The sequence below is a fragment of the Burkholderia cepacia ATCC 25416 genome (assembly GCF_001411495.1).
Classification (GTDB): Bacteria; Pseudomonadota; Gammaproteobacteria; order Burkholderiales; family Burkholderiaceae; genus Burkholderia; species Burkholderia cepacia.
Genome location: NZ_CP012983.1, coordinates 99,920 through 111,404, shown reverse-complemented (window position 1 = coordinate 111,404; position 11,485 = coordinate 99,920). Strand labels below are relative to the sequence as shown.

Below are 11,485 nucleotides of genomic sequence, written 5' to 3'. Positions count from 1 at the left end.
TCGTTCGCCGTGCTTGAAATGTTTGATCGGCTTTTCGTAACGTGCAGCACGTCGTAACTTGGTACCGAGGGCGCTACGCATAGCCCGCATTCGCGAACATTGTTCTACATATTTTAATTTCATAGCGCACTCTCGATACGCGATAATTTTTATAAATAGTTTTTCAACCTCGCTATCTTTCGCGTCCGCGCGGTCACCCCCCGTCAGTCGTTGATCGGCGACTTTCGATCAGCCGGGCACGCATGCGCTCGCGACGCTCTGCCGTGACGCGGGTCCGATGGTAGGCCAGGCGAGTACGTGTGCGAGGCTCCTCAGTTTGACGATCGTGATGAGCACGCCGAGCATCAGCACCTCGACCATGCTCCATGACCGCAATCGGTGAATGCCGCGCAGCACCGACGCGAAGTGGCTCAGTACGCGGCCCGCACGCAACGGCACGAGCAGGTACTGCCATGCGGCCCGCTCCGGCATCGTCGTGCAGAACACGAGCGGCCACCAGCGGCCGTGATCCTGACGCTATCGCGACTGATGCGGCTGTACGGCAAGCCCGCGCTCGTTCGGTCTGACAACGGCGCCGGATTTACCGCTGCCAAAATCATGCAGCTGGTTGCGAGACGCTGCGATCGGTCCAGCCTTCGTCGAGCCTGGCAGTCCGTGGCAAAACGGGTTCTTCGAGAGCTTCAATGGCAAGCTGCGTGACGAATTGCTGAACCGGGAATGGCTCCGCAGTCGCGCCGAGGCGAAGGTGCACATTGAACGCTGGCGGCAGTTCTACAACAAGCGCCGGCCCCGTAGCGCGCATCGCTATCAACCTCCCGCCATGGTCCGTCGAGGCTGGCTGGATTCCGATAATATCGACACGAGACTCACTGCCTGATTGGCTACGAAATTCCGCCGCAGGTCACGGTTTCCACCTTCCCAATGATTTCTTCGGCCGAGCCTCCGTGCACTGACTACAACGCTTCGAGAACAGTCGCGATCCCTTGTCCGCCACCGATACACTGCGTGGCAAGCGCGTAACGACCATTGACACGGCGCAGTAGCGTCGCCGCCTTGGCCGTGATCCGTGCGCCTGTCGCGCCGAGCGGATGGCCAAGCGCGATTGCTCCGCCGTCGATATTGGTTCGATCGGGATGGATGCCGAGCTCGCGCATGCATGCGATCGCTTGCGAGGCAAAGGCTTCGTTGATTTCGATCACATCCATGTCCTCGATGCGCAAGCCGGCACGCGCAAGTGCCTTGCGGGTCGCGTGTACCGGCCCCATTCCCATGATTTCGGGTTCAAGGCCCGCAATTGCAGTCGACCGTACACGGGCGAGCATGTCGAGCCCATGCTGTCGTGCGAATGCTTCCGACGTGACGAGTACGGCAACGGCACCATCCGTCAAAGGCGAGGCAGTACCAGCCGTTACAGTACCGCCTTCCCCGAACGCAGGTTTCAGCGCGGCGAGCCCTTCGAGCGAAGTCTGCGGACGCAGACAAAGATCGCGATCGACCACGGTGCCATCGGGCGTGATAACCGGCACGAGCTCATCGTCCAGACGACCTTCGGCTTGCGCACGCGAAGCCTTGCGCTGAGACTCGACGGCGAACGCGTCTTGTTGCTCACGCGAAATAGCCCAGCGTGCCGCCACGTTTTCGGCAGTGATGCCCATTGGCGTGTACGCCTGGGTCGGAATGTCCGCATCGGGATGTTCTCTCGACGCGAAACGCGGATTCGGAGATGCCGACAAGCCGCCTTGCGGCACCATCGTCATGCTCTCGACACCGGCCGCGATGAATGCTTCGCCGGCACCGATGGCTATCTGTCCGGCCGCCATGTGGATGGCATACATCGACGAGCCGCAAAAGCGATTGACCGTCGCGGCACCGATTTGAACGGGCAGTCCCGCGAGCAGCGATGCGATACGTGCGACGTTGTCGCCCTGAGCGCCCTCGGGATAGGCGCACCCCATCAGTACATCCTCGATCAGGTGCGGATCGATTCCGCTGCGTCGGACCAGTTCGGCAAGTGCGACGGCGGCGAGATCATCCGGCCGCGTTGCATGAAAGGGCCCCTTGCGTGCAAATGCGAAAGGCGTGCGCACATAACCAGCGATGACGGTACGATTCATTTCACCATTCTCCAGATATAGCCGATCGATAACGGCGGGTCGTTGCGCGATCCGTCACACCTCGACCCGAGTCCAGATACGTTTGGGCACCATCGTGGCCGCGCATACCAGCGCTGAACCGATCGTCCCCGCCGCGACGAAGGCGGACAGCGTGCCCATGCCGCCCCCCAGCTGATTGACGGCCAGCCATCCACCACCGGCCGCAATGAACAAGCGAGCCGTTCCACCCAGGATTGTCCAGAAAGGACGGCCGATACCCTGGGCCGCAAACGAGAGGATGAAAGACACACCGACCAGACCGTAGAGTGGCGCGATGGTCCTCAAATAGAGGCCCCCGAAGTGTGTCGTGGCCGTGTCATGCGTGAACAGGCCCAGCCAGACGGGGGGATGGATGGCGACGACCAACCCGATGATCTGCGTGAAGCCGGCTCCCATCGCAATGCCGAGCCATGTAGCTCGTCTGGCCCGCGCGATGTCGCCGGCTCCCATGCATGTCCCGACGACGGTCAGCACGGCGGTACCTAGACCGAACAGCAGCGGTATCAAGACGTAGTCGAGTCGTGAGGCGATGCCGTAGCCGGCCAGCGCAGCCTGGCCAAAACGCCCGACCACCGCGGTCAGCAATACGACCATCAGATTCAGTTGCAGTGCGCCTATCGACGAGAGCGCACCAACCCGAAGAATGTCCGAAAAGAATCGCAGATTCAGCGGCGTGCGTGTCAGGACCAATCCGGCGTGCCCCCTGGCCATGTAGATCAGGAGCGCGACGGCGGCGATGCTGTAATAGAGGGAGACGGCAATACCCGCACCGGCAATGCCCAGGCCGGGTACGGGGCCTATGCCGAAAATCAGCAAAGGCGAAAGCGGAATCAGCACCAGCGCACCGGCGAAGGTCGTGATCGCGGGAATCTTGACGTTCCCGCTACCTCGCAGGGCTGCGCACAGCAAGTTGACGATCCAGACTGGTATGGCGCCGGCGAATACGTAGTTTGAATAGGTCACCGCCGCGGCGAGTCCCGGCCCCCGGCCGCCGAGTGCGGCATACAACTCGGGACCGTAGCACCACGCCAATATCGTGAAAAGGCAGCCGAGTGCCACGGCCACGACAACCGCATGCAGGACGAGCGCGTCGGCATCGCGCCGTTTGCCGCCGCCAATTGCTCGAGCCACGGCGGACGCAACGCCACCTCCGATGCCGCCGTTGGACATCATCGTCATCAACATCGAGATCGGGAAGACAAGCGACACGCCGACCAACGAATCGGTACCGAGAAAACTCACGTACCACGTCTCCAGCACGCCGACGAATGTCTGGGCGATCAATACGGCCATGGTGGTCACCCCGAGCGATAGCAGCGTTCGAAACAGGGGGCCGCCCAGAATGCGGGCGCGACGTAGCGCGCCGGCATCGGGCTTGTTTGAAGTCTGATCCATATGCTTCGTCCCTATCCCCGGTCGGACAGGAACGACAGCAGCAGCTGATTGACTGCGTCCGGCGCTTCTTGCTGCGCGTAATGACCGATTCCGGCAATCAGGTGCTTTCCCTTCAGGTTGGGCACGTTAAGTTCGAGCGTCTCGTATTCATCCTTCGCCATCTTCAGCACGCCATCCAGTTCACCGGCGATGAAGACCGTGGGCTGGAGGATGCGCGCGCCGTCCAGGAACGGCGTCAGCTCCCAGTTCCGATCGAAGTTCCGATACCAGTTGATGCCGCCCCGGAAACCCGACACCTTGAACTGAGCCGTGAAGTAGTCGAGTTCCTCCGTCGTCAGCCAGGCGAGTTGCTCGTCGGGGAACACGAGACTGTCGACAAGACGACTGGCCTTGTCGAAACGGACGAAGCTGGAATGGCGGTGTTTTTCACTCGAACGAGCCTGCCCCGAGGCCGAATACAGAATGCCCAGCAAAGCGCGGCGAACGTCGGCGTCGAGCTCACGCTCGATCCGCCCCGGTTCCTGAAAATACTGTTGATAGAAATGCTGCTCCTGCGTGAGCAATTGAAAGCGGACGGCCGGCCGCAGTGTCTGGCGTGGCAGGTACGGCACGCTCAGCAAAGCCAGTTTGCGGAACATGTCGGGACGAAGCAGTGCGGCGGACGCTGCGACCATGGATCCCCAATCGTGCCCGACGAGAATCGCGTGTTCTTCCCCCAACGCATGAACCAGGCCGACCAGGTCTGCAACGAGATTCAGGACGTTGTATGCGTCGATTGCTTGCGGTGCATCGGTGTCGGCGTAGCCTCGCTGATCCATTGCGACAACCCTGTACCCGGCCCGCGCCAATGGCGCGATCTGATGGCGCCACGAAAACCACGATTCAGGCCACCCGTGACAGAGCAGGATCAGCGGCCCGGATCCCTGCTCCACATAGTGCATGCGAATGCCGTTGGTATGGACGTATCCATGTTTCCAGTCCTGTCCCACTTCCGCCCCCTTGGGTAAATAAGAGTATGGTCGACATCCAATTAGAGTATGAATACACTCTAAGTGTCAACGGGAAGTTTTACACGGAGCGCTCAGGCGCAAGATCGATATGAGAAAGTCGAGGGAAGAGGCAAGCGAGACCCGCAAGCGGATCGTGGAAACCGCTGCAAGGGAGTTTCGCGAGAAGGGGGTGGTAGGTGCGGGGATTGCCGACATCATGTCGGCTGCCGGCTTGACCCCGGGCGGGTTCTATCGGCACTTCGAGTCGAAGGACCATCTCGTGGCGGAAGCATGCGATGTTGCCAGTGCGACGCTGTACGGAACGCTCGAGTCGTTCGTGCAGGGGAAACCGCCTCGTGAGGCGCGCCGGGAGATTGCGGAGCGTTACCTGTCGGTCGCGCATCGCGACAATATGTCGATAGGCTGCCCGTTTGCGGCGCTGGGTGGAGATATGGCGAGAGCCGATTCGCGCACACGGCAAGTCGCGACGGACGGGTTTCTCCGTCTCGTAGGTCTCATCGAGGCACAGTTGGGGGGCACGGAAGCAAGCAAGCGTGGCAAGTCGCTGGCGGCCGCGTCAGCCATGATCGGTGCGCTGATGATGTCGCGCGTGGTGGATAACGAGGCGCTGTCGGAAGAAATACTCGAGGCTGCTCGGGATGCGCTGTGCAGATAACGCGGGAATGGCTTTCCTCGACGCCGTGAATCGATCTACGCGCCGCTCGATTTGGTCGCACAGAGTATCTCTTCGAGCACTGTCGGCCTTCGGGCTCCTTGAGTTGACAGCCACTACCAGCAGGACTTCATTGACAATCAGGCCGGCGCCGGCGAGCTTTTCGCACTGGTGCGGGGCGAGCCGCCGCTGCCCTTCGTCATCGTGCCACGTCCCGACAGGACATGAATCCATGGCTCGTTCCTCTGCCATGAAATCGCCGGCCCTGCCGGCACCCGGCCACGTCAATGCCGTGGTGTTTGCGGTCGCGACGCGCTTCGGCGACGTCGCGGTGATCGGCATCCCGCTCGCGCATCGCGGCCGGACGTGGGCCGTGCACGGCATCGTGGGCTTGTCCTGACAACGCGCCGTGCGACATCGCCTCTGACGTGCTGCTCGGGCGCCACGTGCCAAAGATCGAGGCACGGACGATCGACGCGTCGCGCGCGGCCGCGATCGCGACGCTCGACGCCGTCTCCGACGAGAAATGGGCGGAAACATTCGGCGCCGGTGAGGCGGCGCAAGCCGCGGCAGCCTGACCGATATCGAACCGCCCGCAGCAACTGATGCTGCCTCCCGCCGCGCACCGACAGCCGCACCGAAATCAGGGCGCGGCGCGCGGGTCGAAGGCCTGCCGATCGCGACGATCGCGCGACTATACTTCGCCGCCGACACCACCGAGCCGTTCGAGGTCGAGCGCCTGCTACGCACGATGCGCGACGACCTCGTTGCGGCTGCTCGCGTGACGGTTCGCCGGTATTGGCTTGCGGCACGGGCACGACGGCGTGGGCCGCCGATTCGAAGACCCGACACGTTACGCGTCGAGCCAGGCATGGAAATCGCTCCGATACGTGGATCAACGTCGCACCGACGCATATCCGATTTCGCGATCCACTGTCAGGAGGCCGCGCCATGCACGAATTCACGAACTGGAGCCCATTGGTTTCGCTGATCGCCGGGATTCTCATTCTGGTGGTACCGCGACTGCTGAATTACATCGTTGCGCTTTACCTGATCATCATAGGGTTGCTCGGGCTTTTCGGCGGACATTTCCACTGACGCGCCGCGCGGAACGGCCCTGTGCATGACCGCACAGTGCCGCTTGCTCGAGTTTTCGGAGACGCGCAATGCCGCCGGGAAACGGCGGCGCGTCGGAACCTACATGTGCTCGACGCGTACCTCGACCGAATCCCTGGGCACGGTCAATCGCGTGCGACCCAGCAGTGCATCCGCGGGCGCGGCGCCGTCCGGGTTCAACGGCTTCATCTTGTTGAACGTGACGGAAAAGGAGTCCGGCGTGACCGTGGCCGACGCGTAACCCTGTGCGTCGTGGTCGGCGTGGCACAGATCGGGGTTGTTCGCCATCAGGAAGCGGTCGAGCCTGGCAGGCGTCGCCGCGATGGACGCGAGCGGTGTGCCGTTCCATGCGGCCTTCAGGTAGGAATAAAAGGACATGCTGCTGATGCCGGCGCAGACGAAATCGACGATGACCGGCACCCCCGTCGCGGGATCGGGATCGTCCCGCACGATGCCGCACTGAAATGCATGCAGGTCTCCGGTGATCGCGACGACGTTATGGATCCCGTGCTCCCTCAAGTAGGCGAGCAGTTCGTGCTTGTGCGCGGGATAACCGTCCCATGCGTCGCAATCGACCACGAGGCGGGCTCCCGGTGTCTTGGGTGCACCCGGCATCACGAACCACAGACGGTTCAACATCACCTCGTTGCCCCATACCTTCCAGGTTGCCGGCGAGTCCTTCATCGCGGCTTTCCACCATTGCGTCTGTTCCGGACCGAGCAGCGACGGCGGGCGGCCCAACTGCCGGGCAAGACGCGCCTCGTCGCGTAGCAGTCCATCCTGCTTGACGAAGTAACGCGAGCCGGCCGCGTCGTCACCGTGCACCGGGTCGTGCCCGTGCGCGCGCGCGATAGCCGCTTCGCTCACGACATGGTCGTCGCGATACAGCCGCTCGTCCGTCATCACCAGATGCATCAGCATGCCGAAACGAAAATCGCGGTAGATGCGAATGTTCGTGTACGACGGATTGTCCGGCTCGAAGCGCACGTCGCCCCAATCCACCGGCATGTACTCTGCCCACGCGCGGCTGGCGTTGCGCCGCCGCCGGGTTTCCTGTCGCTCCTCGTTGGTGTAGACCTGATGATCCTGCCAGCAATCGTCGGAAAATTCGTGGTCGTCCCAGATCGCGATCATCGGCAGGCGCTGGTGCAGTGTCTGCAAGCGCGAATCGGTACGATAGGTGCGATAGAGCGTCCGGTAGTCTTCGAGCGTGTCGGCATACGCGCGGCCGTCCGCGAGCCGCTTGCCGTCGGGCAGATGCAGCGGAGAATGTGCCGGCTCGGCCTGGCCGGGGGGAGAGGTCCCGACCGTTTCATAGATATAGTCACCCACGTGCACGACGAAATCGAGATCGCGTTCGGCGGCCATCAGCGTCATCGCCTGCCAGTGGTTGACGCTCCAGTCCTGACAGGTGAGCCACGCGAAGCGAACCTGTTCGTTGGCCTCGCCGGCCTCCGGTGCCGTGCGCGCGACACCGGTCATGCTGACGTCGCCGCTGGCGACGAACCTGTAGTGGTAGGTCGTCTTCGGCGAGAGCGCCGTCACCTTCGCGCGCACGGTGAAGTCGTAGATGGCCAGCGCCCTCAGCGGTACGCTGGCGACGAGCGTCGAGAAATCCGGCAGCGTCGATACTTCGAGTCGTAGCGGTACCGCGCGCGCGGCACTTCTTGCATCGTGCTGGTCGCCTCTCGGTACCGGCACGCAGCGTGTCCAGAACACGATGGAGCGATCGCGCGGATCGCCGCTTGCGACACCTTGCGGAAATTGACTGGTTTTTTTGCGCACGGTGCTGCCCGGCAGGCCCGCTGGTGAAACGTCGTACGGGACAGCAGCGGCGGCAGCCGCAATGGTAAAAAAGGCCGACGACTTGAGGAAATGGCGACGATCCATTGATCCTCCCGATCGCATCCCGCGGATGCAGGAAGCACTGCAGCAGGCGTCCGCTTCTCTCGCTCAACGAGCTTGCCGGCGTTACGCGGCGAGGGGCAGGTAGCGCAGTCGATCCGGAACATTACTGCGAAGATCGACGCCTGAAAAGTCGTACGAACCCCATCTCGAAGGCACGCACGCTACCTGGCGGGCGGACCCCGTATTCAGGAACACGAATTGCTGGATACGGTGCAGCAAACTCGGGGAGGGAGCAATGCACATTGGCCACACCGTCGGCAAGGTGGCCGCGTGGCTTGCCGTCATCGTCACCCTGGCGCTTGCCGCGCTGGTCATCTTCATCGTCACGTTCGACTGGAATCGAGCCCGGCCGTGGATCGATGACAAGGTGTCGGACGCGATCGGACGTCAGTTCGCGATCAACGGCGAATTGCGTATCGATTGGCGTCGGCCGGTGAGCGAGCAAGGCTGGCGCGCATGGGTGCCGTGGCCGCGATTCAGCGCACGTGATGTCACGATCGCCAATCCCGATTGGGCGCGCACGAAGTATTTCGTCATGCTGGACATGATCAGCTTCGAAGTCGAGGCGCTGCCGCTGATGGCACGCCGCATCGTGATTCCGGCAATCGACCTGGTCAATCCTTCTGTCGACCTCGAGCGCATCAGGGACGGGCGAGTCAACTGGACGCTCAAGCTCAAGAGCCCCGCGCAGCCGGGCCGATGGACGCTCGACCTGCATCAGATCGCGTTTGCCCAGGGTCGTCTCGGTTACTACGATCAGCAAAAGCAATTCGATCTGAGCGCCGTGGTCGACACGCTTGGCCAGCCGATCCCGTTCGGCGCGGTGGTGAAACAGCAGGAGGCGTTGGCGCAACACGAATCGGCGCGTGCCGTCGGGCCGGCAGGTCAGAAAAAGCTCGCGGCCCAGGCGCGCGCCGGCCCGGCGCAACCGGTGGTGCCTGCGTCGGGTGCCGAGGCGGCGTCCCGCGCATCGGCCGCGGCGTCGCAAGCGTTGGCCGCTGCGTCCAATGCCGCGGCGACGACATCTCGCACCACGATAGCCCCGGCTGCATCAGGCCCGTCGATGGCATCGAGCGCGCCCGCAGTGGCCGCGTCGGGCGCAACGGCTTCGGCGACAACGAGCGCATCGACGGGCGCAGCATCCGCAGCACCCGCGGCATCTGCCGGCGTCGGCACGTACGCGATCGGCTGGACCGTCAAGGGGACCTACAAGAAAGGCGCGGTCGCCGGCACGGGCAAGATCGGCAATGTGCTGGAGGTGCAGGGCGCGCAACACCCGTTTCCGGTTCAAGCCGATTTGCGCTTTGGCGATACGCACCTGGCGCTCGTCGGCACGCTGACCGATCCGGCTCACCTGGCGGCGGTCGATCTTCGACTGTGGCTCGCGGGCACCAGCATGGCCAAGCTGTATGACGTCACGGGCCTCACCCTTCCCGAAACCGCTCCGTATGCGACCGACGGCCGACTGGTCGGCCAATTCCGGGCGTCCGGCAACGTATTCAAGTACGAGGACTTCACGGGACGCGTCGGCGGCAGCGACATCAACGGCTCGTTGGTCTACGTTTCGCGCGAACCGAGGCCGCTCTTGTCCGGTACCCTGGTGTCGAGGCTGCTGCAGTTTTCCGACCTTGCGCCGCTCATCGGCGCCGACACGAATGCCAGCAAGGCGCGGCGGGGCGCCGCCGTCGCGCAGCCCGCGAACAAGGCGTTGCCGGTCGAGGCATTCCGCACGGACCGCTGGAAGAAGATCGACGCCGACGTTCGATTGACCGGGCGGCGCATCGTCAAGACCGCGAGCCTGCCGATCACCGACCTGTCGACCCACGTCGTGTTGCATGACGGCGTGCTGACGCTCAACCCGCTGAACTTCGGCGTCGCGGGGGGGACGCTTGCTTCGAACATCCACCTGGACGGCAGCGGCACGCCGCTCAAGGGGCGGTTCTCGCTGCAGGCGCGACATCTGAAACTCAAGCAACTGTTCCCGACATTCCCGGTGATGCAAACGGCGCTCGGCGAGGTCAACGGCGATGCCGCGCTGTCGGCCACCGGCAATTCGCCGGCGGCACTCGCCGCGACTTCCAACGGGGAAGTGAAGACATTGGTGACCGACGGCACGGTGAGTCTCTTGCTGATGGAAGCCGCGGGGCTGAACGTTGCAAACGTGGTGTACGAGAAATTGTTCGGCACGCGCGACGTCAGGATCAACTGCGGTGTGGCCGACTTCGTGGTCACCGACGGCGTGCTCGACTCGCGCGTATTCGCGCTCGACACCGAGGATGCGGTGATCGGCATGGATGGCAACGTGAACCTGCGGGACGAGACCATGAACCTGACGATCCATCCCCATACCAAGGGATTCCGGGTGATATCGCTACGCTCGCCGCTGTACGTCACCGGGTCCTTCAAGCAACCGCACGTCGGGGTGAAGGCGGGCGCACTGATCGCGCGTGGCGGTGCCGCGATCGGGCTGGGCTTGCTGAATCCGCTCGCCAGTCTGCTCGCGTTGCTGCAGCCGGGCCGCAGTCGCTCGTTGCCGTGCGGGCAGATGCTGGCCGACATGGAGCAGCGCCCGACGGCGCCGCCGCCGGGCGTCCGACAGGGAAAGAAGGCTGTCCCGGCGTACATGAACGCGCCGTTGGCTGCTTCTGCCGCTTCCGCGCCGGACGGTGCCGAACCCGGGCATTCGACGCGGGCGAACCGGGGTTCCTCTCATGACCGGTAACGCCACGTGCGCGGTCCGTTCCCGCGCTCGGCCGCCTCGAGTACACGCACGAGCATCGACAGATCGCGCAGGGGGCGCGGCGATTGCGATACGCGCGTGACCCAACCCTCGTGGCGCTGATGAATCGCGACGTCGTCGTGTGCAACTCGTGCGCGCGTCGACAAGCGGGCCCGGTTGCGGAATCCGATGGGCGACAAGCCGAAGTAGCGTGGCGACGCGCGTCCGCGAAGCGCGGCCGATGCAGGTAGCCGGAATACCGCGAGATCGCGTTCGGGATGCCGTTCGATTTGCGTGGCCGGCCGATTCCCGGCCGCCAGCAGGGCACCGCATCGGCCGAACGCAGGCGCACCGCGTCGACCCGTGACGACAGGTTCCTGCTTGCCTTGCCGTCACCCGGTGTCTGCGGCCGATATGGACAGGGGGCGACGTCGAATGGCGGTTGAGATCGAATCGCGTGCGGTGCACAATCCGGAAACAGAATGACATCGCGCAAACGGGCCGTCTCGCTTCACGTATTCCGTCGCACGAT

General features: G+C 63.5%; 11 protein-coding genes and 2 pseudogenes. 7 read left to right on the top strand and 6 right to left on the bottom strand.

Going from position 1 to position 11,485, the window contains the following annotated elements:
- Positions 1–228: 228 nt before the first annotated feature.
- On the bottom strand, positions 229–486 hold the full coding sequence (locus tag APZ15_RS32920) for a paraquat-inducible protein A (protein ID WP_027792267.1): 258 nt from the start codon (positions 484–486) through the stop codon (positions 229–231).
- An 18-nt stretch (positions 487–504) separates the two neighbouring features.
- Here APZ15_RS32920 and APZ15_RS40245 point away from each other — a divergent pair.
- Positions 505–877: pseudogene (locus tag APZ15_RS40245) on the top strand (integrase core domain-containing protein); the annotation flags it as partial.
- 76 nt (positions 878–953) lie between these two features.
- Here APZ15_RS40245 and APZ15_RS32915 read toward each other — a convergent pair.
- Genes APZ15_RS32915 through APZ15_RS32905 form a run of 3 tightly spaced genes read right to left on the bottom strand, consistent with a single transcriptional unit; the run spans position 954 to position 4,537 of the window.
- Positions 954–2,114: a thiolase family protein gene (locus tag APZ15_RS32915; protein WP_027792268.1), complete on the bottom strand. Its 1,161-nt coding sequence runs from the start codon at positions 2,112–2,114 to the stop codon at positions 954–956.
- Positions 2,115–2,168: 54 nt separating this feature from the next.
- Positions 2,169–3,548, bottom strand: coding sequence for an MATE family efflux transporter (locus APZ15_RS32910; RefSeq protein ID WP_049096768.1), 1,380 nt, complete (start codon positions 3,546–3,548; stop codon positions 2,169–2,171).
- Between the two features lie 11 nt (positions 3,549–3,559).
- Positions 3,560–4,537, bottom strand: a complete 978-nt coding sequence (locus tag APZ15_RS32905; RefSeq protein ID WP_027792269.1) for an alpha/beta fold hydrolase — start codon at positions 4,535–4,537, stop codon at positions 3,560–3,562.
- A 109-nt stretch (positions 4,538–4,646) separates the two neighbouring features.
- Here APZ15_RS32905 and APZ15_RS32900 point away from each other — a divergent pair, with 109 nt between their 5' ends.
- The 5 genes and pseudogenes from APZ15_RS32900 to APZ15_RS40230 all read left to right on the top strand — a co-directional run bounded on the left by APZ15_RS32900 (position 4,647) and on the right by APZ15_RS40230 (position 6,308).
- Positions 4,647–5,213 (top strand): TetR/AcrR family transcriptional regulator, encoded by a 567-nt coding sequence (locus APZ15_RS32900; protein WP_027792270.1) that lies wholly within the window; start codon positions 4,647–4,649, stop codon positions 5,211–5,213.
- 229 nt (positions 5,214–5,442) lie between these two features.
- On the top strand, positions 5,443–5,610 hold the full coding sequence (locus tag APZ15_RS42410) for a hypothetical protein (RefSeq protein ID WP_226129521.1): 168 nt from the start codon (positions 5,443–5,445) through the stop codon (positions 5,608–5,610).
- 28 nt (positions 5,611–5,638) lie between these two features.
- Positions 5,639–5,788 carry a hypothetical protein gene (locus APZ15_RS42405; protein ID WP_226129519.1) on the top strand — a complete coding sequence of 50 codons (150 nt, stop codon included), beginning with the start codon at positions 5,639–5,641 and terminating at the stop codon, positions 5,786–5,788.
- A gap of 3 nt (positions 5,789–5,791) precedes the next feature.
- A pseudogene (locus tag APZ15_RS42400) lies at positions 5,792–5,988 on the top strand (integrase); the annotation flags it as partial.
- Positions 5,989–6,161: 173 nt separating this feature from the next.
- Positions 6,162–6,308, top strand: a complete 147-nt coding sequence (locus APZ15_RS40230) for a DUF3096 domain-containing protein (RefSeq protein ID WP_021157720.1) — start codon at positions 6,162–6,164, stop codon at positions 6,306–6,308.
- A 99-nt stretch (positions 6,309–6,407) separates the two neighbouring features.
- Here the strand turns inward: APZ15_RS40230 and APZ15_RS32895 are convergent, their stop codons facing one another.
- The gene (locus tag APZ15_RS32895; RefSeq protein ID WP_027792271.1) at positions 6,408–8,216 is read right to left on the bottom strand and encodes an alkaline phosphatase D family protein; all 1,809 of its coding nucleotides are present in this window, start codon (positions 8,214–8,216) and stop codon (positions 6,408–6,410) included.
- A 253-nt stretch (positions 8,217–8,469) separates the two neighbouring features.
- Between APZ15_RS32895 and APZ15_RS32890 the strand changes: the two genes are divergently transcribed.
- Positions 8,470–10,956 carry an AsmA family protein gene (locus tag APZ15_RS32890; protein WP_034196203.1) on the top strand — a complete coding sequence of 829 codons (2,487 nt, stop codon included), beginning with the start codon at positions 8,470–8,472 and terminating at the stop codon, positions 10,954–10,956.
- Here the strand turns inward: APZ15_RS32890 and APZ15_RS42395 are convergent.
- The gene (locus APZ15_RS42395) at positions 10,944–11,243 is read right to left on the bottom strand and encodes a DUF6687 family protein (RefSeq protein ID WP_370672076.1); all 300 of its coding nucleotides are present in this window, start codon (positions 11,241–11,243) and stop codon (positions 10,944–10,946) included. The genes APZ15_RS32890 and APZ15_RS42395 overlap by 13 nt on opposite strands.
- Positions 11,244–11,485: the final 242 nt, after the last annotated feature.

Coding starts and splice junctions, on each gene's coding strand:
- APZ15_RS40230 (WP_021157720.1), top strand. CDS start 6,162: ATGCACGAATTCACGAACTGGAGCCCATTGGTTTCGCTGATCGCCGGG.
- APZ15_RS32895 (WP_027792271.1), bottom strand. CDS start 8,216: ATGGATCGTCGCCATTTCCTCAAGTCGTCGGCCTTTTTTACCATTGCG.
- APZ15_RS42410 (WP_226129521.1), top strand. CDS start 5,443: ATGGCTCGTTCCTCTGCCATGAAATCGCCGGCCCTGCCGGCACCCGGC.
- APZ15_RS32900 (WP_027792270.1), top strand. CDS start 4,647: ATGAGAAAGTCGAGGGAAGAGGCAAGCGAGACCCGCAAGCGGATCGTG.
- APZ15_RS32915 (WP_027792268.1), bottom strand. CDS start 2,114: ATGAATCGTACCGTCATCGCTGGTTATGTGCGCACGCCTTTCGCATTT.
- APZ15_RS32890 (WP_034196203.1), top strand. CDS start 8,470: ATGCACATTGGCCACACCGTCGGCAAGGTGGCCGCGTGGCTTGCCGTC.
- APZ15_RS32910 (WP_049096768.1), bottom strand. CDS start 3,548: ATGGATCAGACTTCAAACAAGCCCGATGCCGGCGCGCTACGTCGCGCC.